This is a genomic window from Blautia sp. AF19-13LB (assembly GCF_003479105.1).
GTDB classification, from domain to species: Bacteria; Bacillota; Clostridia; order Lachnospirales; family Lachnospiraceae; genus Fusicatenibacter; species Fusicatenibacter saccharivorans.
Map to the genome: position 1 here is coordinate 208,474 of NZ_QUGO01000006.1, position 22,437 is coordinate 230,910.

General features: G+C 47.4%; 17 protein-coding genes. 5 read left to right on the forward strand and 12 right to left on the reverse strand.

The genetic code is table 11. The features are described 5' to 3' along the window. Positions 1 to 57: 57 nt before the first annotated feature. The 7 genes from DWX32_RS08295 to DWX32_RS08325 form a co-directional block, all read right to left on the reverse strand. Complete coding sequence (locus DWX32_RS08295; RefSeq protein WP_199607195.1) at positions 58 to 1,077, reverse strand: sensor histidine kinase; 1,020 nt, start codon at positions 1,075 to 1,077, stop codon at positions 58 to 60. A 24-nt stretch (positions 1,078 to 1,101) separates the two neighbouring features. Next, positions 1,102 to 1,773, reverse strand: coding sequence for a response regulator transcription factor (locus tag DWX32_RS08300; RefSeq protein ID WP_117760784.1), 672 nt, complete (start codon positions 1,771 to 1,773; stop codon positions 1,102 to 1,104). A gap of 135 nt (positions 1,774 to 1,908) precedes the next feature. Next, a complete protein-coding gene (locus tag DWX32_RS08305; RefSeq protein ID WP_022461381.1) occupies positions 1,909 to 2,430 on the reverse strand; it encodes a nitroreductase family protein in 522 nt (173 codons plus the stop codon). A gap of 74 nt (positions 2,431 to 2,504) precedes the next feature. Continuing rightward, complete coding sequence (locus tag DWX32_RS08310) at positions 2,505 to 2,681, reverse strand: DUF6472 family protein (protein ID WP_243025989.1); 177 nt, start codon at positions 2,679 to 2,681, stop codon at positions 2,505 to 2,507. Positions 2,682 to 2,796: 115 nt separating this feature from the next. Next, a complete protein-coding gene (locus tag DWX32_RS08315) occupies positions 2,797 to 3,999 on the reverse strand; it encodes a class I SAM-dependent rRNA methyltransferase (protein ID WP_118595157.1) in 1,203 nt (400 codons plus the stop codon). Positions 4,000 to 4,135: 136 nt separating this feature from the next. Beyond that, positions 4,136 to 5,044 carry a radical SAM protein gene (locus DWX32_RS08320; RefSeq protein WP_226906368.1) on the reverse strand — a complete coding sequence of 303 codons (909 nt, stop codon included), beginning with the start codon at positions 5,042 to 5,044 and terminating at the stop codon, positions 4,136 to 4,138. A gap of 90 nt (positions 5,045 to 5,134) precedes the next feature. Further along, positions 5,135 to 6,010 (reverse strand): methionyl aminopeptidase, encoded by an 876-nt coding sequence (locus tag DWX32_RS08325; protein ID WP_022461385.1) that lies wholly within the window; start codon positions 6,008 to 6,010, stop codon positions 5,135 to 5,137. Between the two features lie 371 nt (positions 6,011 to 6,381). On the opposite strand from DWX32_RS08325, the gene DWX32_RS08330 reads away from it, so the two are divergent. Both DWX32_RS08330 and DWX32_RS08335 read left to right on the forward strand, forming a co-directional pair. Then, entirely contained in the window at positions 6,382 to 6,810 is a 429-nt protein-coding gene (locus tag DWX32_RS08330; protein WP_118595156.1) for a hypothetical protein, read from the forward strand. A 283-nt stretch (positions 6,811 to 7,093) separates the two neighbouring features. After that, positions 7,094 to 8,857 (forward strand): Na/Pi cotransporter family protein, encoded by a 1,764-nt coding sequence (locus DWX32_RS08335; protein ID WP_118595155.1) that lies wholly within the window; start codon positions 7,094 to 7,096, stop codon positions 8,855 to 8,857. A 221-nt stretch (positions 8,858 to 9,078) separates the two neighbouring features. On the opposite strand, the gene glgD is transcribed toward DWX32_RS08335, so the two are convergent. From glgD to DWX32_RS08350, 3 genes are all read right to left on the reverse strand, one after another. Continuing rightward, on the reverse strand, positions 9,079 to 10,221 hold the full coding sequence (gene glgD, locus DWX32_RS08340) for a glucose-1-phosphate adenylyltransferase subunit GlgD (RefSeq protein WP_055227642.1): 1,143 nt from the start codon (positions 10,219 to 10,221) through the stop codon (positions 9,079 to 9,081). Then, on the reverse strand, positions 10,215 to 11,423 hold the full coding sequence (locus tag DWX32_RS08345) for a glucose-1-phosphate adenylyltransferase (protein WP_022461389.1): 1,209 nt from the start codon (positions 11,421 to 11,423) through the stop codon (positions 10,215 to 10,217). Before DWX32_RS08345 ends, glgD begins: the two co-directional genes overlap by 7 nt. Before the next feature lie 300 nt (positions 11,424 to 11,723). Continuing rightward, on the reverse strand, positions 11,724 to 14,339 hold the full coding sequence (locus tag DWX32_RS08350) for a glycoside hydrolase family 3 protein (RefSeq protein ID WP_118659624.1): 2,616 nt from the start codon (positions 14,337 to 14,339) through the stop codon (positions 11,724 to 11,726). Between the two features lie 321 nt (positions 14,340 to 14,660). Between DWX32_RS08350 and DWX32_RS08355 the strand changes: the two genes are divergently transcribed. Next, positions 14,661 to 15,065, forward strand: a complete 405-nt coding sequence (locus DWX32_RS08355; protein ID WP_117801750.1) for an amino acid-binding protein — start codon at positions 14,661 to 14,663, stop codon at positions 15,063 to 15,065. A gap of 177 nt (positions 15,066 to 15,242) precedes the next feature. On the opposite strand, the gene DWX32_RS08360 is transcribed toward DWX32_RS08355, so the two are convergent. Next, the gene (locus DWX32_RS08360) at positions 15,243 to 16,622 is read right to left on the reverse strand and encodes an MATE family efflux transporter (protein WP_118659626.1); all 1,380 of its coding nucleotides are present in this window, start codon (positions 16,620 to 16,622) and stop codon (positions 15,243 to 15,245) included. 22 nt (positions 16,623 to 16,644) lie between these two features. Beyond that, complete coding sequence (locus DWX32_RS08365; protein WP_118659628.1) at positions 16,645 to 17,967, reverse strand: APC family permease; 1,323 nt, start codon at positions 17,965 to 17,967, stop codon at positions 16,645 to 16,647. A 300-nt stretch (positions 17,968 to 18,267) separates the two neighbouring features. Here DWX32_RS08365 and DWX32_RS08370 point away from each other — a divergent pair, with 300 nt between their 5' ends. Both DWX32_RS08370 and DWX32_RS08375 read left to right on the forward strand, forming a co-directional pair. Continuing rightward, complete coding sequence (locus tag DWX32_RS08370) at positions 18,268 to 19,803, forward strand: aminotransferase class I/II-fold pyridoxal phosphate-dependent enzyme (RefSeq protein WP_022461457.1); 1,536 nt, start codon at positions 18,268 to 18,270, stop codon at positions 19,801 to 19,803. Positions 19,804 to 20,412: 609 nt separating this feature from the next. Beyond that, entirely contained in the window at positions 20,413 to 22,239 is a 1,827-nt protein-coding gene (locus DWX32_RS08375) for a bifunctional diguanylate cyclase/phosphodiesterase (RefSeq protein WP_118659630.1), read from the forward strand. Positions 22,240 to 22,437: the final 198 nt, after the last annotated feature.

Sequence of the window (22,437 nt, forward strand, 5' to 3'; positions counted from 1 at the left end):
ACAAAAAGACCGGCAACCTTACATTTCTGTAAGATTCCCGGCGAAGCTCTCTATGTACTACAGGGATACGGTATCCAGCCCAAGATACACCTTCGTTCCCACTCCCATCTCCGACTCGATGCGGATGGTATGCGAAAGTTTCTCCATGATCTGGCGGCACAGATACAGTCCGATGCCCGTTGACCGCTTGTCTGCGCGGCCGTTGCAGCCCGTGTAGCCTTTTTCGAAAATCCGCGGCAGATCCTCCGGCGCAATGCCGATGCCGGTGTCCTCAATCACCAGCGTTTTTGGTGCATCCGGTGACAGATAGATGTGAATGCTTCCACTTTTCGTGTATTTCAGCGCATTTGACAGAATCTGCTCCAGCACAAAGACGAGCCATTTTTCATCTGTCAGCACCTCGCAGTGCACCGGCTCGTAGGAAAGGATAATCTTCCGGCGGATAAAAAGCGGAGCATATTTCCGCACAGCCTGGCGGATCAGCGCATCCAAATCGTACCTTGCAAAGACAAGATCCGATGTCATTTTTTCCATGCGCAGGTACTGCAGCGCCATCTGCACATACTGCTCCGTCTGGAAAAGTTCGCTCTGCATTTCACGCGAAAACGGCGTATCCTCCTCCTGCAGAAGCAGCCGCATCGCCGCAATCGGCGTTTTGATCTGATGGGTCCACATCGTGTAATACTCCATCATATCGCGGTATTTCTGCTCCATCTTAATCTGTTCTTCCTGAAACTGCCGCTCATAGGATGCGATGATCTGCTGGTAATCCCGCGCCAGAAGCCCGTCCGCCTCCGGAAGCGCTTCTGTTTTGCCCTGCGGTTCGGCGGCAAGGAGTGCTAAGACCAGATGATGTTTCCGGTACTTCCCATAATGAAAGCAAAAACCTGTGGCTCCGACAGCAGCCATCAGCACGATCATATAAACGGTGACATCCTGCGGCACATTGCGCAGAAAACAGAGGAGTGAAAATACTCCTATAAAAGCGGCAATCCGCACGGCCGATGCAAGATGCTCTTTCAAATACCAGTTAAGAAGCATAAACTCCTGCCGGATTCCCTCTTTCTGTTGTTCCATCCTCTTTCTCCTGTTCTGCTTCCGTCATGCGATCAGGTAGCCGACACCCTTTTTCGTCTGGATAAAGTCTGTAAGTCCTGCCTCCTCCAGTTTTTTCCGCAAGCGCGTGACGTTGACGGTCAACGTGTTGTCATCTATAAAGCTGTCCGACTCCCACAGATGCATCATCAGCATATCGCGGCTGACGGCTTTTCCTTTATTTTCGAGAAGGGACTGCAGAATGCGCCACTCATTTTTTGTCAGCTCAATTCGCTTTCCCCGGTAATTCAGCACACCACTTCCCGTATCGAGCATGGCACCGCGGTGCTCGAGGAAATTCGTTTCTCCGGCAAATTCGTAGGTGCGACGGAGCATCGCCTGGACTTTGGCGGTCAGGACACTTAAATCAAACGGCTTCGCGATAAAGTCATCGCCGCCCATATTAACGGCCATAATAATGTTCATGTTGTCCGATGCAGAAGAAAGAAAAATTACCGGCACTTTCGAGACCTTTCGAATCTCCTGGCACCAGTGAAATCCGTTAAAAAAGGGAAGATGAATGTCCATCAGCACTAATTGCGGATTTTTCACGGCAAATTCAGCGAGAACACTGGAAAAATCCTGTACGCAGAACGCATCCATGCCCCAGGAAACCAGGCTCTGCTGCACGGCGCAGGCGATGACTTCATCATCTTCTACAATCATAATTCGATACATGGCTGTTCCTCTGTTGTCTCTAGCAAAGCGGATATTCGCAATCCGCTTCGCTACTTGCTTGATTCGGTTAAAAATATAGACTCCGGGCGGGTGTTTTCAACGCACAGCCGCTCCCGGAGCCGTTTTCGCAGATGATTATACTCTTACAATATAATCTGCTTTTCTTTCTTTTGCCTCCGGGTACTCACAGTCGCGATAGCCGAGGATGCAGTGGCCGATGCCAACATAATTTTCGGAAAGTCCCCACTCTTTTAAGAGGGCTTTTCCCTCCGGGCTCGCGAACTCTTCTTTTGCACGATGGATCCAGCAGGAATCCACACCAACGGCATGTGCTGCCAGCATCAGATTTCCCATGACAAGAGAGCCGTCCTCCACATAAGTTCCGCGCTCCGGGTCAGCAAGCACAATCAGAACGGTCGGAGCGCCGTAGAACGGATCGGATGTTGTACCCATAACAGCCGCATTCATTTTCGAAAGCTTTGCAATCAGCTCCGGTTTCTGTACCACAACAATCACCGGCGACTGTTTTCCCATGCCGGTTGCCGCATACGTTCCAGCCTCCAGAATTGCATCGAGCTGCTCATCGGTAATCTGCTCCGCTTTGTATTTGCGGATGCTTCTTCTTGTTTTGATTGCATTTAATACTTCGTTGTTCATGGTAAAAATCCTCCTGTTCTTTTTTTGTTTTTATCGCAAACGCCGCAGCTTTGTATACCGGACGCATTGCCTGCCTACATCTGTTTCCGCACAATCCGATACTCGTCGCCGAGCTGGTAGTACGGACAGTTGTAAAATTTATCCTGCAGAAAACGTGCCATCTCATCCTCATCGAGATCCACCTCGCAGGTGTAGCACTCATAATCATCATCATACACAAAATTGCCGCACGACTCACAGCTTGTGGCCATCTGGCGGGAGTGCTTTTTCTTTTGTGCATGGGGTGTTGGTTCTGTCATATGGCAATTCCTCCCATTTCTTACACTTCGCTTTTCCGTTTCTGCGCTTCCGACAGAGGAAGAATTTCTATTTTTCATCCACAACCTGGAAAATATAAAATTTCAGGTAATAGGACTCATCCGCCGCCCACAGAATTGGGTGATCCGGAGCCTGGGTGCGGTATTCTACCTGACGGAGACGTTTATGGACGTTGTGAGCCGCCTGGTTGATGGTTTTCGTGAAGAGTTCGTAGTCCATAAAGTGGGAACACGAACAGGTGCACAGATAGCCGCCGTCTTTGACCAGTTTCATGCCGCGCAGATTGATTTCACGATATCCCTTGATTGCGTTTTTGATGGAGTTTCTTGATTTTGTGAAGGCCGGCGGGTCAAGGATAACGACGTCGAATTTTTCTCCCTCTTTTTCAAGACGCGGCAACAGTTCAAAGACATCCTCGCACACGAAAGATGCTACGTTTTCCAGACCATTTAAGGCTGCGTTTTTCCGTGCCTGCTCTACACCGAGCTCTGATGCATCAACGCCGATAACTTCCTTTGCTCCTGCATATGCCGCATTCAGTGCAAACGACCCGGTATGGGTAAAGCAGTCGAGCACTCTCGCGTCCTTGCAGAGCTTCTGCACAGCCAGACGGTTGTATTTCTGATCCAGGAAGAAACCAGTTTTCTGGCCGTCCTTGACATCGACGAGATAGTGGACACCATTCTCGATGATTTCCACGCTGGTGTCAAACGGCTCGGAGAGAAATCCTTTCACACGCTCCATGCCCTCCTGCTCACGCACTTTTGCATCGCTTCGCTCAAACACGCCGCGGATCTTAACCCCGTCAGCTGCCAGAACCTCCTCCAACAGGCGGATAATCGTCATTTTCATTTTGTCGATACCAAGTGCCAGCGACTGAACGACCAGCACATCGGAGAATTTATCCACTACGAGTCCCGGCAGGAAGTCTGCCTCGCCAAAGATCAGGCGACAACTCGATGTGTCCGTCACTTTTTTGCGGTACTCCCAGGCATCCTGCACTCTTTTTTTCAAGAATGTTTCATCGATTTCCTGGTCGATGTTTCTTGTCATCATACGGATACGGATTTTGGAATGCTCGTTGATGAAACCGCGCCCCATCGGGTATCCGTCGAAGTCGCGCACCAGCACGATATCTCCGTTTTCATATGCTCCTAAAATCGAAGCGATCTCATTATCAAAAATCCAGGCTCCGCCCTGCTTTAAGGCGCGGCCCTCTCCTTTTTTCAATGTTACAACTGCGTTGCTCAAAAGTTTTTCCTCCTTAAAACAATATAGTTAGCCATATCTAATCATAGACAACTGTGTTTTGCTTGCATTCTCAAAACCGCGCTTCCAGCGCTTTTTGCTGCTGCGCAGCTCCTTTTTGCACGAGTGAACTATAACGTCAGATTCCTCTTCCGTCAAACTCCGGAATGAAGCTCTCCTCGGCCACCGGGCCTTCCTGTAAAAAGGCGTTGGTGACGCCGAGGGAAAACGTATAGTCCAGCAGACGCTCATACTCCCGCTTTGTCGTTTTCCGGTTCAGCGGACTTATGTTTTCCACCTGCGGAAGCGGCGTGTACTGGCTCATGAGGCTCAGCCAGACGGTATCGCCGTACGTCTCATAGACGTATTTTACCACAGCTTTTGCATTTTTTACAGCACCGGGCAGCAATAAATGGCGCACAATCACACCTTTTTTCATCAGACCATTCTCATCGAATACAGCCTCTCCTGTCTGACGCACCATTTCCGCCAGCGCCCGTTTTGCTGTTTCCGGGTAATCTTCTGCCCGCGAGTACACTTTTGCAAGGGAGGAGTCCATATACTTAAAATCTGTCAGATAAATATCGATCAGCCCATCCAGGGCCTGCAGGGCTTCCACGCTCTCATACCCGCCGCAGTTATACACAACCGGCACGGTAAGTCCCTTTTTCTTTGCCTGAAAAAGTGCCTCCCGGATCTGCAGCACGTAGTGGCTTGGTGTCACAAGATTGATATTGTTTGCATTCTGTGCCTGCAGCTCCAGAAAAATGTCCGAAAGCCGCCCGATCGAAATCACTTTTCCGCTCTCCATCTCCGCAATATGATGGTTCTGACAGTAAACACACCGCAGATTACATCCGGAAAAGAAAACCGTCCCCGACCCCGTCGTCCCGGAAATACACGGCTCCTCCCAGAAATGCAGTGCAGCCCGCGCCGCCGCAACCCCGGAGGGCGCCTTACAATATCCCGTCTTTCCATGCTCCCGGTCCGCTCCGCACTTCCGCGGACAAACCCGGCACCGGCTCATCTCCTGTTCCAAATCCAGCATAATATTTCTCCCTTTTCTCTTTAGAAAAAAGCCGTGTCTCCGGAAAATAGTTTCTTCCACAGACACAGCTTTTGTATTTCTATGCGTCAATTAATATGCCAGAATTTCATATCCATCTTCTGTTACCGCAACCGTAACCTCCCACTGGGCTGACGGTGCGCCGTCTTCGGTGTAGACAGTCCAGTCGTTGTCGGAGTCGATGAAGATTTCATCGGTTCCGAGATTGATCATAGGCTCAATGGTGAATACCATGCCCGGTACGAGCAGCATTCCGGTATCTCGTCTTGTGACATAGCTGACGAACGGATCCTCGTGAAACTCCAGACCGACGCCATGGCCACCGATGTCACGGACAACTTTATAGCCCTGGCTCTGGGCAAATTCATTGATTACCGCGCCGACATTGCCAAGCCGGTTAAACGGACGTACTTCGGAGAGTCCGAGCTGTACGGCTTTTAACGTATCTTCCACCAGCTTCTTTGAAACATCGTCTACCTCACCGATACAGAACATACGGGAAGAGTCGGAAAAATATCCCTTATAAATAGTAGAAACATCGACGTTGATGATGTCTCCGTCCTGCAGAATTTCCTCCTCATTCGGAATTCCATGGCATACTGCATCGTTGATGGAGGTACACACGCTCTTCGGAAATCCTTCATAATTCAGCGGTGCTGCAATTCCGCCGAGTTCTTTTGTCTTTTCTGCGACCAGACGGTCGATATCTTCCGTACTCATGCCTGCATGAATGTTTTCGGCCACATAATCCAGAACTGCAATATTGACAAGACCGCTTTCACGAATTCCATCGATCTGATCCGGTCTTTTGATAATTTTCTTCGGCGGAATTTTCCATCCCTTTAATTTATAAGAATTGATTTTCTCATCCAGCGCCAGATGGCAGTCTTTGTACTTCTTCCCGCTGCCGCACCAGCAGGGATCATTTCTTCCAATTTTTTTCAGCATAATGTTCTATCCTCTTTCTGAACGCGGAACGACAGATCCGATTTTCTGTCTCCCGCTGAAATTCATATAACTCCTCTACTACTTTACCACACTCCGGCAAAACTGCAAGCAAAAGTTACCAAATGAATAACTCTCTCAAAAGAGACCATCTGCCCAGATGACAGATCCCGTTCCTCCCAGAATCCCAATCGCCGTCTCCGGCCCGTAATGCACCATATCTTTTGTGGTCAGCAGATGCCAGCCGTCTTTCCTGTCGCTGCCGAAATATGGATTTCAGGTAAAATTACAATTAAAATCAGGTATATTTACCCCGATTTCCGGCAATACTTTTTCATGAAACCACCAAAGAAAGTAAGAAAGGAAGATGCACGATGAGTGGAGATGCAGAGCTTTTAAACTTTATTTACCAGAACTCCCAGATGGGTGTCGACACGATCCGGCAGCTCATTGGAGTCGTTGAGGACAAAGACTTAAAAGAACATCTGAAAACCCAGTTTCAGGGCTATGAGGAATTTCATCAGGCGGCAAAGGAGCTGCTGAATGAACACGGCTACGATGAAAAAGGCCTTGGCATAATGGAAAAAGCACGCACGTATTTTATGATAAACCTGCAGACTATAACGGATCCGTCCGTCTCACACATTGCCAGCATGCTGATTACCGGAAGCAGCATGGGCATCGTCGAGGCAATCCAGAAGTACCGCCAGTATGAGGACGCGGATCCCAAAATCCGGGATCTGATGGATAAGCTGCGAAAATTTGAAGAATACAACATGGAAAAGTTAAAAGATTTCTTATGAAAATCATATTCAGCCAAACTACCCGCATCTGCAGATCCTGCGAGTGGCAGCTTCTTTCGGATGCAAAGGAATCGAGAAACGATCCGGTACCGGCACAAAACAGTGCCGCACCGGATTTTGAGTTGTTTTGACCGTTTTACAAACTTTACATACATTTAACACAAAACTGTTTTTAGATGTGTTATCTTCTAAATGTAGGTTTTTTCTCGAGTAAGACCTGCAAAACGTGTATCTATTGTTAAAACCACGAAAAGAAAAAGAAAATTACGTAAAGGGAGAAATTATGGACATTTTTGGAGTGTTATCCTTTGTCGGTGGCCTTGCCATGTTCTTATACGGCATGAGCGCCATGGGCGATGGCCTGACCAAACTTTCCGGCGGTAAACTGGAATACCTGCTGGAAAAGCTGACATCAAAGCGGATTATGGCAGTTCTTTTAGGTGCCGGTGTTACCGCAGTTATCCAGTCCTCTTCTGCAACTACTGTTATGGTTGTCGGATTCGTAAACTCCGGCATCATGAAGCTGAACCAGGCAGTCGGCATCATCATGGGCGCCAATATCGGTACCACCATCACTTCCTGGATCTTAAGTCTTACCGGCATTCAGGGCGACAATGTATTCATTAAAATGCTGAACCCGTCGTCCTTTTCCCCCATTCTTGCAATCATCGGCGTTTTTATGCTGATGCTGGCAAAGAGCGATAAAAAGAAAAATGTCGGTACCCTGTTAACCGGTTTTTCCATTCTGATGTTTGGTATGCACACCATGAGCAGCGCTGTATCACCGCTCGCAGATGTACCGGAATTCACGGGACTTCTCGTAAAATTCTCCATGCCGGTTCTAGGTGTTCTTGCCGGAACCATTTTGACCGCCGTGATCCAGAGTTCCTCTGCTTCTGTCGGTATTCTTCAGGCACTCTGCGCAACCGGTTCCGTCAGCTACGCCGTAGCCATTCCGATCATTATGGGACAGAATATCGGTACATGTATTACCGCACTGCTCTCCTCCATCGGTACAAGCCGCAATGCACGCCGTACCGCAATGGTTCACCTTTATTTTAACATCATCGGTACTGTTCTTTTCCTGGTTCTCTTCTATGGAATCAATGCCTTTGTGCATTTTCCATTCCTGGAAACCTCCGCAAATGCAGCCGGCATCGCAATCGTTCACTCCGGCTTCAATATTTTTGCAACACTAATCCTGTTCCCGTTTGCAGACGGACTGGTCAAACTTGCGAAACTGACCATTCCGGACGGACCGGAAGAAAAAGCAGACGAAGCTGTTCAGATGCTCGATACCCGTTTCCTCGACAGCCCGGCTTTTGCTCTGCAGCAGTGTAAAGTCGCAGCCGCAAAAATGGCAGAGCTGACCGAAACCGGTCTTGTTACTTCTGTTGACCTGATGGCCTCCTACAACGAGGCGGATGCGGAAAATGTAGATATTCTTGAGAAAAAGGTGGATCATTTTGAAGATGCCCTCGGCACATATCTGGTGAAGCTTTCCAGTGAAAAGCTTTCCCCAAAGGACAGCCAGACACTTTCCATGATCCTGCACTGCATCGGCGATTTCGAACGAATTTCCGATCACACCGTCAACATCATGAAAGCTGCAAGAGAGATGCATGACAAGAACCTGCAGTTCTCCGCTGACGGAGCCGCAGAGCTTGCTGTTTATGGAAAAGCAGTCAAAGATATTGTCAGCCTGACCTTCTCCGTTTTCAACAATGAGGATGTAAAAAAAGCAAATGAAGTGGAACCACTCGAGCAGGTGATTGACAGCCTGAATTCCAGCCTGAAGAACCACCACATCGAACGGCTCCAGAGTGGAAAATGCACGATCGAGCTTGGTTTTATCCTTTCCGATGTGATGACCGACTTCGAACGGATTTCCGACCACTGCTCCAACATTGCCGTCTGCGTCAGCCAGATCCACAGCGGATCCTTCGATACACATGAGTATCTGCATGCATTAAAGAAAGAAGAAGAATTTGAGACAGAATATAAAGAGCTGAAAAAACAGTATCAGCTGCCAACGCTGAAAGCCTAAAAACAGACTGTACTGTAACCATCAGCTGTACAACCGGGAATTTTTATGGTAAGAATCTTCCCTTCTTTAGGCTGTCACTGTTTTGTTTTATTACCATATCACATATGCATTACTCAATCTACTATTTTTCTCTGAATTTTTCCAAAAAATACCGACTGCCCATCAATATTGATATATTCTACATTGGCAGTCGGTATTTCTATTTCATTCTATTCTTTTCTTTATACCACCTGATCCTTCGCAATAAATACCGGGAAGGAATCGGTTCCTTTGAGCTGTTTTCCCTCAGATACCGTAACGTATTTATCAGAAACAACGTACTCAATCTCAGCGCCTGCTTCAATCACAGTATCCTGCATCAGAATGCAGTTCTTTACTTTTGCTCCCTTGGCTACCTTGACACCACGGAACAAAATGCTGTTTTCGATTTCGCCTTCGATCACACAGCCGTCTGCTACCATCACGTTTTTCGCTTTTGATCCGTTGATATAACGGGTCGGATTGTCATCGCGGACTTTAGTATAGATCGGGTTTCCCAAGAAGAGGCTATCCAGATTTTCATCTTTTAAAAGCTTCATGTTCTCATCGAAATAGCTCTTCATATCATCGATTCTTGCCTGATAACCGGTAAACTCATATCCCTGAATGTTCAGTTTCTCCGTTTGCGGTGCCAGGACATCACGCTCAAAGAATTTATTTCCAAGGACAAAACCTTTTTTGATTTCGTCGATCAGAAGCTGACGCTCCATCACGTAGATATTCATCGATACATTCTGTACTCCGTTTTCCTCCGAGTTTACAAAGATCTTGCTGATCTTCTGTCCTGCCATGGAGAAGGTGTAGTGCAGATAATTGGTTTTCTCGTAAGAGCTTCTGACGCCTTCCGGAATCGGCTGCTTGGTATAAGCTGCAGTAACATCTGCGCCGCTTTCGATATGCTGATTCAGCATCTCTTTGAAATCAAAATTGCAGGCAATGTTGGTGTCTGCCATAACAACATATTTTTCTTTCTGCCATTTCAGGAAATCGAGAACATTTGCCAGTGCTTCCACTCTTCCGGAATACACCTGAATTTTCTTCTCGGAATAAGGCGGAACAATGTTTAAGCCGCCTTTTTTTCTGGCGAGATCCCACTCACGTCCGGAGCCGAGATGATCCATCAGCGAATGGTAATTTTTGCGGACGATAATGGATACATTTCCGATTCCGCAGTTTACCATGCTGGATAAAATAAAGTCCACCATGCGGTAACGGCTGGCAAAAGGAATGGAGGCCATCAGACGCTCGTTTACCAGATCCGGTACCTGCTCATCATAGCTGTTTGGGAAAATGATGCCCAGTGCATCTGCATTTGCGTTTACCATTCTTCTTCACCATCCTTTACATTTGCATTTACCATTGCATTTGGTCCTACTTTGGCACGCTCACCGATATGGATTCCGGATCCGATGGTGGCAACACCTTTTTCACCGTCATGCGGCATTTCTCCTACCACGGCATTCTGGCCAATCACAACGTTTTCCGCAACGATACAGTGTTTCACGACTGCTCCGGATTCGATCACGGTTCCTCCCATGATAACGGCATCTTCTACTTCTGCGCCCTCTGCAACCTTTACACCGGAGAACAAAATCGAACGTTTGACATGACCTGCAATACGGCAGCCATCGGTGATCATACAGTTTTCCACAACGGCGGTTTCTGTGATCTTATGGCCTGTTTTTCCGCTGTTTCGGCTGTAAATCTTCCAGTCATTGTCAAAGAGGTTGATTCCGCTGTGTTCCGGATCGAGGATTTCCATGTTTGCCTCCCACAAGGAGGAGATGGTTCCTACATCTTTCCAGTATCCGCTGAAGTGATAAGCGTACATATTGCGTCCGTCTTTTAAAAGATTCGGGATGATGTTGTTTCCGAAATCGTTCGAAGAATTCGGGTCTGCCTCGTCCTCAATCAGATATTTTTTCAGGATATCCCAGTTGAAAATGTAGATGCCCATGGATGCCAGATTGGATTTCGGCTGTTTTGGTTTTTCCTGGAACTCGGTGATTTTGTCATTTTCATCTGCTACCATAAGTCCGAAACGGGATGCCTCCTCCCACGGCACTTCCATAACCGCAACGCTGAATTCTGCGCCCTTTTCCTTATGGAAGCGGAGGAAATCGCTGTAGTCCTGTTTGCAGATCTGGTCTCCGGAAAGGATGATGACGTACTCCGGATCGTAGCTCTCGATGAATGGAATGTTCTGGTAGATGGCATTTGCAGTTCCTTTATACCAGTCAGAACCTGAGGCTTTCTGATAAGGAGGCAGCACGTGAACACCTCCATGGAGGCGGTCCAGATCCCACGGCTGGCCGTTTCCTATGTACTCATTTAACACCATTGGCTGATACTGTGTCAGAATACCTACGGTATCAATTCCGGAATTTACGCAGTTAGAAAGTGGGAAATCGATGATTCTATATTTTCCGCCAAATGGAACTGCCGGTTTTGCAAGCTTCTCGGTCAGCGCATAAAGGCGAGATCCCTGACCTCCGGCAAGAAGCATTGCTATCATTTCTTTTGCCATAATCTATCCCCCTGTTTTAATAGATGCATTCATTATAACACACTATTTGCTCTATGGACAATCTTTTTGTGCATTTTTCACTATTTTTTATTTTTTTACCGATTTTATTCTGTATTTTTCTCCAGTTTTACAGTTCTTTCGTGAGCTTTTTACATTTTATGCCACCAAGCTGGGCTTGCAGATTGCGGAAATCGCTTATCTCTTGCAGTCACAGCCTTGCTCCTTTGACCGTACAAAAAGCAGCCCCGCAAAGCCTTATGGTAAAGGTCTGCGGGGCTGCTTCTATGTTTTTTTGATTTTTTATGCTTTTGTAACGGTAACTGCCTCTTCGAGATCGAACTGATCACCATATGGTTTGCAGTCATCATAGGCGAGGGACTGCAGAACAACATTCAGAATACGGTACGCACAGGTCTGAAGCTGTCCAAGCGGCAGAGTTCCGTCTGCAACAGATGCTACAATTTCCTGACGGTTTCCTTGCTGGCCAGGCATCTGCAGATCGTTTCCTGCAAGAACACACTCTCTTGAAGTGGAATGTCCGTATTTCAGGTTATATTTGTAAGCGAACAATCCGCTCATGTCCTCTGAGGTTCCCCAGTCGGTCATGACATAACCTGCGAAGCCCCACTCATCTCTTGCTGCTGCGGTCAGAAGGTCGTGGCTGTTGGCAGTATGCACACCGTTTACCAGGTTGTAGGAAGACATGATCGTCATCGGCTGTGCTGTCTTGACTGCGATTTCAAAGCCCTTCAGATAGATTTCACGCATTGCGCGCTCGCTGATGTGCTCATTGACGTACATACGGTTGTCTTCCTGGTTGTTGGCTGCAAAGTGCTTGATACTGGTTCCGATTCCGGCATGGGACTGGATTCCTCTGGTATCGGCTGCGGCGCACATACCTGCCACCAGCGGATCTTCCGAGTAGTACTCGAAATTTCTTCCGCAAAGCGGATTTCTGTGAATGTTCATGCCAGGTGCCAGCCATACAGAAATGTGGAATTCTTCCATCTCTTTTCCGACGATATCACCACATTTCCGGATCAGATCCATGTTCCACGATTGCGCAAGAAGCGCTGCTACCGGGATTGCGGTGCAGTACTGGAAATACTCCGTGCCGCCTTCCGGAACTTCGATTTCATTTTTGTTAAACGCATCTTCCAGAGGATTTCCGGAGGATACCATCTTTCCGTCTGCATCAACGACAAAGTGCGGAATCAGACGAAGACCGGCCGGACCGTCTGCAAGAATCGTATTGTAAATACCTCTGTCCTCCAGAAGAATGGAAGTTGTATCTCCCGCTGCTCCAGGCGCCATATCGGAAGAAGATCCGATAAAGCCTTCCTGTCCGAGGCCGTCTGCCGTACCATTGCAAACGGCAGCCATCTCTTCTACGGTCAGCTGCGATACGAGATCTTTTAACGTCGCTTTTCCGCTCTTTACATCTGCCGCGGTCAGCTTCTCTCCCTCATAAGCCGGGAATGCTTCCGGTGTCTCACTGTAGACAACAGTCTCCGTCTTGATGCATTTGCTGCAGATATCGATCTGTTTTGCAGCTGCTTTTTCTTCTGCCTCACCTTCATAGCTGTACGGTGTTACGCCTGCTTTGGAGAGTTCCTGTGGAGCATCATCTGCCGGGAAGAGATTCTTTCCCTGAACCGTAACAACGGTCTCTTTGAGATTCAGGGCTGCTGCTACTTTCGTTGTTCTGGAGCTGTTGCCGACACGGATGTAATACGTTCCTGCCTCGAGTACCCATGCTGCTTTTTTCTCATCGTAGGAAGCCATAGATTTTGTCGGGAAGGAAATGGTAATCGTCTGGGACTCACCCGGCGAGAGCAGATCGGATTTTCCGAAGCCGCCAAGCTCCTGATACGGTTTCTCAATCGTGCCATCCGGTGCGGAATAGTAAACCTGTACGACTTCTTTTCCGGCGAATGTATCACCAATATTCTTTACGGATGCGGTAACGGTAACGTTCTTGGCATCTGCCTCCACGTCCCTTACTTCCGTCTCAAAATCAGTATAACCTTTGCCATAGCCGAAGCAGTAGTTCGGGGTTACGTTGAAGGTGTCAAAATAACGGTAGCCGACATAAATGCCGTCGCTGTAATACTCATCGTTGGTGTCACCGTTGTTGTGGCTGAAATTTTTTGAGGACGGATAGTCTTCATAGGAAGCAGCCCATGTATCAGTCAGCTTTCCGGATGGGATGCTCTTTCCGAGAACAACGTCTGCAACGATGTTTCCGGTTGCATTTCCGGCCTGTCCTGCAAGAAGAATTGCATTCAGTCCTTTGATTTTCTTTAACTCTGTGGTGTCTACAAGGTTCGCAATATTCAAAATTAAAACTGTTTTCTCATAATGCTCTGCCAGATAGGCAATGTCAGCGAGCTCGTTTTCGCCGAGCAGATAATCGCATGCTCTGTTATAGCGGTCTGCACCTTCACCGGAGTTTCTTGACAGAACATAGATAGCGGTATCGGTGTCCTCTTTTTCGGTAATTACCGGCACGTCAGGCTGTGCAAATACTTCCGAGAACATAACAGCAAAAATCGGAACGTGAAGCTCCTCTGCTTTTTTTGCCAGCTCTGCCTGATATGCAGCCTGCGCATCTGCAAGCACTTTGTCATATTCATCGAGCCATTTACCAGTCAGAATTTCAAAGCCGGCCTCTTTTAAGCCCTGTTCGATCGTAACAACCGTTCTTGTGTTAACGTCTCCGGAACCGGTACCCCCTTTTACCGTGTGGCGGACGCCGTTACCATAAACTGCGACTTTTCCTGCACCTGCAAGCGGCAGGGTTCCGTCGTTTTCAAGAAGTGTCATACACTCACCGGCCAGTTCACGTACCAGCGCGGAATGTTCTTTTTCTCTTGCAGATACTTCTCCTGTTTTTGATGCATAAAATGTTGCCATAATTCTAATACCTCCCAATAATAAATTCACATATAGCGCTTTTATTGTAACGCATTTTTCGTCATTATGCAAAAGTTTTTTCACTCGTTTTCTCATATTTTATTTGTATTTTGTGCATTTTCTCTTATTATCCGACTTTTCTGTCTTTTTTTCGCTCATTAATTTCTTTTTTTATTTTTTTATATTGATGCTTTTATTCTATTGATTTTCTGTAAACGATACGCTTTTTTACCTTTTTTTCGTCTTCTTTTACAAAATTCGTTGACGCGTTTGATTTTGGCAGTATAATGGAATCAGAGATCAATTTTAGGAGGCTCCATTATGTTAAAACAACTTTCTATTTTCGCAGAAAATAAAAAAGGCACGATGCAGCAGATCACACAGATTCTGTTTGAAAACGACGTCAATATTTTAGGTTCCGTCAACAACGACAGCGCAGAATACGGCATTGTCCGCATGGTCGTTTCCGATCCAGATAAAGCAGAGCAGGCGCTTCAGGCTGCCGGTTACATGACACGCCAGACAGATGTACTCGGTGTCGAGGTAGTTGATCAGCCGGGCAACTTAAATTCCCTTCTGAAAACACTGCTTGAGACAAATATCAGCATCGACTATATCTATCTCTCCTTCAACCGCGAGTCCGGCTGCCCGATCATGGTGTTCCATGTACCGGATGTATACGAGACAGAAGCAAGCTTAAAGAGCAAAGGATATACCGTTCTTTAAAACTTTTGCACTATCCTTTTACGGTCTGATCATACCAGTTTCCGATCCGTTATGCTATAACCATTCTGACTTTCCGCTGTTGTTTCTTTGACTCTTGCAGCACAGTTAGAGCGTGTTTGAAAAAGACATCTGGCGAAGTGATTTTTCACCCCTGCAGATGTCTTTTTTCTATATCATCTATTCTTTTTCTTCATCCTCAAACAGATGATCCCGCGTAATGTTTTTTGCCCACAGTCCGCTCTTATACCGTTTCAGAACCCACGGCCATTTTACAAACTCGTCTGTACACAGCAGGAAATAAACCACAAGGACAGGAAGCTTGAAGACAAACGCTGCAATAAATCCAAGCGGCACCGCGTAGCACCACATATCAATCGTATCGCAGACCAGTCCGAACTTTGTGTCACCTCCGGCACGGAATACTCCGGCAATCAGCGTTGTATTGACGGCAGTCCCCATAATATAATAGGTGTTAATCAGCAGCATATATTTCAGATAATGCATCGCGGTCTCATTTAAAGAAGCAAACTTCAGTACAAACGGCGTGATACCCAGTACAACCAGTCCGCCCACAGCTCCGGTAACAACCGTCAGCTTCAGCAGTTTAGACGCATATTCCTTCGCCTTTTCCAGATTTCCTTCTCCCATAACATTTCCAAGCAGAATACCGCCCGCACTTGCCACACCAAAGCACAGCACAGTTCCGATATTTCTTACAACGACAACGAGCGAGTTTGCCGCTACCGCATCGCTTCCCAAATGCCCCAGGATCACAGAATACATCGAAAATGCAACGCCCCAGGAAAGATCATTTCCAAGCGCCGGAAGTGACAGCTTCACAAAATCGGAAAACAGCAGCTTGTTGCGGATGAACATGTACCGCAGATCGAGCTTGATATCCTTACTCATAATCGATACAATCACGCAGCCGATCAGTTCAATGACACGCGACATCGCCGTTGCGATTGCAACACCGGTTGCTCCAAGCTTCGGAAATCCGAAGAGACCAAAAATGAAGCATGCGTTGAAAAATACGTTCAGTGCGAATGCCATCATATTCATCGCCATGCTGATCGTCACACGGCCGAGGCTTCGAAGCACCGCAAGATAGATCTCCGTAATGCCCCAGCACAGGTAGGTCACACCCATGACGCGCAGATACGAAGCACCGATCCGGATCAGTTCCACATTATCTGTAAACAGACGCATCATCATCTGTGGCATGGTAAAAGCAATTCCTGCCACAACGACGGAGATGATGACGGAGAATCGAAGTGCGATTCCCTCGACAGTCTGAATTGCTCGCATATTGCCTTTTCCAAAGTACTGGGCACACAGAAGTGTTGCTCCTGTTCCCAGTCCATAATAAACCATAAATAATACATTTGCATAGTTGGATGCCAGGGATACCGCGGAAATAGCGGACTGTCCCACGTAGTTCAGCATCACGACATCGGCAGAGTTGACTGCCGCGCTTAAAAGATTCTGAATCACAATCGGCAGAACCAGCTTAAAAATCTGGCTGTAAAAGCCCTGCTCTTTTGTTGTTGCCCTCATGTTTCTTCTCCATTTCTCTTCTTTATTTGTCTTCTTTCTTTTCCTGTTTTGCCTTCACATACGGGTATCGGACCTGCGTGTAAACAAACATCACCAGAATATAGATGCCGCATGCGATCGCCGCTGGAACGGTAAGATCCGACAGATTGACATACGAGGTTCCGATCATCAGAATGCCGATGAAAAACAGCAGAATGTGAAGTGTCCGCTTTTTCATACAAAACGCAGATTTCTGATACTCTTCCGGGAAAATATCCGGCAGACGCCAGCAGGCCAGGAGTACCATAAATTCCGTCACCATATCGGTTCCGACACCCATGTTTGAAATCAATGTCAGATCCATTCCCGTAAGGATCGGAATAGCGCCCATCAGGAAAAAGACCATCAGAAGGATCACCGGAACACCGTTTCTATTCTCCTCCGCGGTTTTTTCCGGCAGCCAGCCCTGTTTTGCGGCAGCCTGCAGTCCTCTTGTCACCCAGCTCAAGGTTCCGTTCAGGGTGGTAAGCAGCGCAAATACGGCACCACCGAACACGAAAAACAGGTACAGCCAGGTTGGAAAAATCTCCTGTGCGACAAGCGTCAGATTCTGAAATGCAACCGTTTCGACCGGAAGCACGCCGCCTGCCACGATACCGATCAGCACATAGAATACAGCAACGATACTCGTGGAAAGCACGATAACCTTTGGAATCGTGCGGGACGGCTCCACAATATCGTCTCCGTTCTCCGCAACGAATTTTGCGCCTCCGCACGCAAAACTCAAAAGTGCCACGCCTGTGAAAAAGTTCTTCGGACCGTTCGGCATCAGGTTGGATACCGTCGGTGTCAGGGCATCCCAGCTTACTTTGGGCAACCCGAATACAATAAATAAGAACAGGCTTAAAAGCAGCAGCACAACCATGCCCTTTTGCACCAGTGCGCTCGATTTCAGTCCAATGAGATTGACGGCGGTACAGATTACAAGTGCTGCCATTGCGACAGCCGACTCGCCAAACTGCGGAAAAATCGAGCAGAAATAGCTTGCAAAGCCTTTCGCGTACGTTGCGATCAGAACCTGGCTTAAGACAAACATCGCAATGTACATAAAGCCGGCTTTTTCACCCATCAATCGTCGGATGTAAGTAAAGCCGGCGCCTGATGACGGGATTGCGGACGTCAGGATGATGAACGGTACACAGGTGATAATGGCAAGCACAGCACCTAAAATAAACGCTGCGGCAATGCCGTGTCCTGTCAGACCGATGACGATTCCCGTCAGTACCATGATGCCCGAACCGATGATCTGTCCGATCGCAAGTCCCATACAGTCGGAAATATTCAATTTTTTATGACCTTCCCCCATACATTTTCCTTCCTTTCTCTCCCGTTTCTATTGGCGGATCCCAACAGAAACGCATAGCATCCTATTTTTTTATTCTACCGAAATCTCATCGTTTGTCAATTTACAAAATGCGCAAGGTTTAACGCTTTACCTGTACAGAATAGACAATATTATAATTGAACTTATTTTTCTTCTATTTTGAACTTTTCAATATTTTTTACAAATTTCAGCTTTCCTATTGAACTTTCTTCCCGCTCATGCTACAATAAGCACAGTTTTGAACTTTTTTTTATTTTGTATTCTATCTTAAGGAGATTTTCTATGACAAATGAAACCTTTTCCGACCGTCTGAAACTGGCCATGCAGGCGAAACAGTTCAAGCAGGTCGATTTGATCCGAGCGGCCCAGCGGCGCGGTGTGAAGCTTGGGAAAAGCCATGTCAGTCAGTATGTCAGCGGAAAAACGGTTCCGCGCTCCGACATTCTTCACTTTCTGGCCGATGTGCTCCAGGTCGATCCCGACTGGCTGCTTGCAAAAGATTCCACAGTAAACTATACGGCAGATACGGTTTCCGATCCGGCAGAATCCTTTTCTGATCCATCTGCCGCTTCCCTTTCCCAGACAAAAACAGGAGGTTCCCCTATGCGAGAATTTAAAAAATCATCGAAACTCGACAATGTCTTATATGATGTCCGCGGACCTGTCGTAGAAGAAGCAAACCGCATGGAAGCGTGCGGCACACAGGTTCTGAAACTGAATATTGGAAATCCGGCTCCTTTTGGTTTCCGTACTCCTGATGAGGTCATCTATGATATGAGTCATCAGCTTACCGACTGTGAGGGCTACTCTCCTTCCCAGGGACTTTTCTCCGCAAGAAAAGCAATCATGCAATACGCACAGTTAAAGAAACTGCCAAATGTTTCTATTGATGATATTTATACAGGAAACGGCGTCAGTGAGCTGATCAACCTCTGTATGTCCGCTCTTCTGGATGACGGGGATGAAATCCTCATCCCATCCCCGGATTACCCTCTCTGGACTGCCTGCGCAACGCTGGCCGGCGGAAAAGCCGTCCACTACATCTGCGACGAACAGTCCGAATGGTATCCGGACATCGATGATATGCGAAAAAAAATCACCGACCGCACAAAAGCGATTGTTATCATCAATCCGAATAACCCGACCGGTGCACTCTATCCGAAAGAGGTACTGCAGCAGATTGTCGAGCTTGCCAGAGAACATCAACTGATCATCTTTTCCGATGAAATTTATGACCGGCTCGTCATGGACGGTCTCGAGCATGTTTCTATTGCATCCCTCGCACCGGATCTGTTCTGTGTCACCTTCAGTGGTCTTTCCAAATCGCACATGATCGCAGGCTTCCGTATCGGCTGGATGATCTTAAGTGGAAATAAAGCTATCGCAAAGGACTATATTGAAGGGCTCAAAATGCTCTCCAACATGCGTCTCTGCTCCAATGTTCCGGCACAGTCCGTTGTCCAGACCGCTCTTGGCGGCCACCAGAGTGTCAACGACTACATCGTTCCGGGCGGACGGATTTACGAGCAGCGCGAATACGTTTACAAGGCATTCTGCGATATTCCGGGTATCACCGCAGTCAAACCAAAAGCTGCGTTCTATATGTTCCCGAAAATTGACACGAAAAAGTTCAATATCACAAACGACGAAAAATTTGCTCTCGATCTGCTGCGCGACAAAAAACTTCTGATCGTCCACGGCGGCGGCTTCAACTGGGGACAGCCGGATCACTTCCGCGTTGTTTACCTGCCGCGAATTGAAGTTTTAAAGGATGCGGTTGAAAAGATCACCGACTTCCTCTCTTATTATCATCAGTAAAATTCTGATCACTTTTTTCACAGAGCTCCACCGGAAATACCACCTTTTTTTCCGGCGGAGCTTTTTTCCTTTACCGGATTCTTTCCTGCTGCATTACACTTCACCGGTACCCGGCAAACAACAGGTAACTTTTCGTTACTGTTCACTCAGCAGTGAAACACTTGCTGTTTCGCTGCGTAAGAAAGTGATTCAGGCGTGAGCAGCCCTCCTTTTGCGAAGCAAAACTTTAAATGAGGGCTGCGAATGTTACAGTTCGCTGGGAACCAGTGAACTGTAACAACTTTTCTGTTCCACGGCTTAATTTCGATTGCGGCTCCTGTTCCTTTATGTTATAATTCTTTCAAATCAAGTCACAACCTTTCTTTTGAGTTCTATTCTCGCTGTATCGCTTCTTGGCGGATGCCGCGCCTCCAACAAACCCGTTACGCTGACCGTATGGACGTATTACAACGGAGATCAGTTAGCTTCCTTTGAATGTCTTGTTGAGGAATTCAATACAACGATCGGAAAAAAAGAGCATATTACGGTCGAAGCCTCCAGTCAGGGCAGCATCAATGACCTGGAAAAAATGTTCTCGATGCCGCCAAAGGAAGGGTTGGTGCCCTTGCCATGCCAAATATTTTTTCCGCCTACGCCGATACCGCCTATACGCTTGAGCAGATGGGACAGGTCGTTGATCTTTCCCCTTATCTTACAGAGAAAGAAAAGGCTGCCTATCTTCCCAATTACCTGGAAGAAGGTGACTTTTCCGATGACGGCAGTATCCACATTATTCTGACAACCTCCACAAAATTCCTGCGTATCATGGAAATGGCAAGTATTGAACTGGGTGGCTATGAGATGCGTTTTGATCTCAACACGGTCTATGTCACAAAGAACTTTTTTCCCATGCTCAACCTTCCATCTGAAGATGTCTCCGGGCTTTCCACCCGGTATTTCCAGCAGATGCTGCGTGAATTTGACCAGACACATTCTCATACCGTATGGGTCGGGCATTCTAAGGTGTATGAAATTTCATTTTCTGACGGAACAATCCGCTACATCCGTATGGAGACCTCCCGCGAGGGCTATGCGCAGATCGGACTTGTCGAAGATTTTACCTCCGTTATGCTGGAACGGCAGCGCATAGAGCACGAGCGTGATTACGATGCATTGACCGGTCTCTACAATCGACGCGCGTTTCAGCGGGAAAGTGAAGCTCTTTTTGAGCATTCGGAAGTTCTCGGTCACGCTGCCCTTCTGATGATCGACCTTGACAATCTAAAACGCACCAACGACACCTTCGGCCACGACTGGGGCGATGCCTATATCCGGCAGGCAGGACAGTGTTTTATCTCCTCTGTGCCGGCTAAAACGCTCTGTGCCCGTATTTCCGGCGATGAATTTAATCTTCTGTTCTACGGCTACCAATCGCAGGAAGAAATTCGAGCACTTCTGCAGAATCTTTCCCTTGCGGTTTCAAATACAGCCCTGGAGCTGCCAAGTGGTCGTAAACTGCCCCTTCGCCTTTCCGGCGGAGTTTCCTGGTATCCGGAAAACAGTACAGATCTGTCTACGCTGAAAAAATATGCGGATTTCGCAATGTACCAGGTAAAGAAAGCAGAAAAAGGGTACATTACCGAATTCGATCTGGAGCTTTTTACAAAAAACGCAAAGGAAACCGAGATGCGCCGCCTGTTCCATAAAATGTTGAATGAAGAGCTGTTTACGTATTACTTCCAGCCAATTGTTTCCGCTGCGGACGGCAGTATCTACGCCTACGAGGCGCTGATGCGCGGAAATCTCCCGGCACTTACTCGTCCGGATCAGATCCTGCAGCTGGCTCACGAGGAAGAGTGCCTGCATGAAATAGAACGTCTGACTATGTTTCTCTCTGCAAAATCCTATGCCACATTCCTCTCCACCCATCAGATACGCGGTGATGAGCTTCTCTTTGTCAATTCGATTGCAAGCCAATACATGAATCACGATGAGTCAGTGGCTTACGTCGAACAATACAGCTTTCTTCAGGATCGGATTGTCATCGAGATCACAGAGGAGGATTCACAGGATCTTACAGCTCTGTTGAAAAAACGTGAGATGCCGGGATTTTCCGGTGTATTTGCCCTGGATGACTACGGCAGCGGCTACAGCAATGAAAAAACGCTTCTGGAGCTTGCACCGGCGTATATCAAGCTGGATCTTTCCATCATCCGCGATATCGACTCCGATCCGGACAAGCAGCAGATCGTAGAAAATATTGTTTCCTATGCACATCAAAGAGGCATGAAAATCATTGCCGAGGGTCTGGAAACTCCAGCTGAACTTTTGAAGGTACTGGAACTGGATGTTGATCTCCTGCAGGGCTATTTTCTTGCAAAACCATCCGCTGTTCCGAAACCTGTCAGTGCAGAATCCGTTGCTGTCATAGAACACTTCCGGAAGCATCTTGCGTAATTCCACCTCTTCCTGCAGCATCATTTCAAATCACAGCATCTATGTCTGATCTGCTGCTTCGAAACAGGTACCAGTCAGCGACCCGGAGCGTATCTGAGCAATCATCCCTCAAAAAACATCCATAGCAAACCCTGCAAAAGCACAATGTCATTAACTTTAGCAAAGAGCAGAAATCGTAAGCATTTATAAAACTATGAT

Excerpts from the sequence above, each read along its gene's own strand:
- DWX32_RS08320 (WP_226906368.1), bottom strand. The coding sequence starts at position 5,044 with ATGCTGGATTTGGAACAGGAGATGAGCCGGTGCCGGGTTTGTCCGCGG.
- glgD (WP_055227642.1), bottom strand. The coding sequence starts at position 10,221 with ATGGTAAACGCAAATGCAGATGCACTGGGCATCATTTTCCCAAACAGC.
- DWX32_RS08330 (WP_118595156.1), top strand. The coding sequence starts at position 6,382 with ATGAGTGGAGATGCAGAGCTTTTAAACTTTATTTACCAGAACTCCCAG.
- DWX32_RS08335 (WP_118595155.1), top strand. The coding sequence starts at position 7,094 with ATGGACATTTTTGGAGTGTTATCCTTTGTCGGTGGCCTTGCCATGTTC.
- DWX32_RS08300 (WP_117760784.1), bottom strand. The coding sequence starts at position 1,773 with ATGTATCGAATTATGATTGTAGAAGATGATGAAGTCATCGCCTGCGCC.
- DWX32_RS08365 (WP_118659628.1), bottom strand. The coding sequence starts at position 17,967 with ATGGGGGAAGGTCATAAAAAATTGAATATTTCCGACTGTATGGGACTT.
- DWX32_RS08355 (WP_117801750.1), top strand. The coding sequence starts at position 14,661 with ATGTTAAAACAACTTTCTATTTTCGCAGAAAATAAAAAAGGCACGATG.
- DWX32_RS08305 (WP_022461381.1), bottom strand. The coding sequence starts at position 2,430 with ATGAACAACGAAGTATTAAATGCAATCAAAACAAGAAGAAGCATCCGC.
- DWX32_RS08350 (WP_118659624.1), bottom strand. The coding sequence starts at position 14,339 with ATGGCAACATTTTATGCATCAAAAACAGGAGAAGTATCTGCAAGAGAA.
- DWX32_RS08310 (WP_243025989.1), bottom strand. The coding sequence starts at position 2,681 with ATGGCCACAAGCTGTGAGTCGTGCGGCAATTTTGTGTATGATGATGAT.
- DWX32_RS08345 (WP_022461389.1), bottom strand. The coding sequence starts at position 11,423 with ATGGCAAAAGAAATGATAGCAATGCTTCTTGCCGGAGGTCAGGGATCT.
- DWX32_RS08325 (WP_022461385.1), bottom strand. The coding sequence starts at position 6,010 with ATGCTGAAAAAAATTGGAAGAAATGATCCCTGCTGGTGCGGCAGCGGG.
- DWX32_RS08370 (WP_022461457.1), top strand. The coding sequence starts at position 18,268 with ATGACAAATGAAACCTTTTCCGACCGTCTGAAACTGGCCATGCAGGCG.
- DWX32_RS08375 (WP_118659630.1), top strand. The coding sequence starts at position 20,413 with ATGCCAAATATTTTTTCCGCCTACGCCGATACCGCCTATACGCTTGAG.
- DWX32_RS08295 (WP_199607195.1), bottom strand. The coding sequence starts at position 1,077 with ATGGAACAACAGAAAGAGGGAATCCGGCAGGAGTTTATGCTTCTTAAC.
- DWX32_RS08360 (WP_118659626.1), bottom strand. The coding sequence starts at position 16,622 with ATGAGGGCAACAACAAAAGAGCAGGGCTTTTACAGCCAGATTTTTAAG.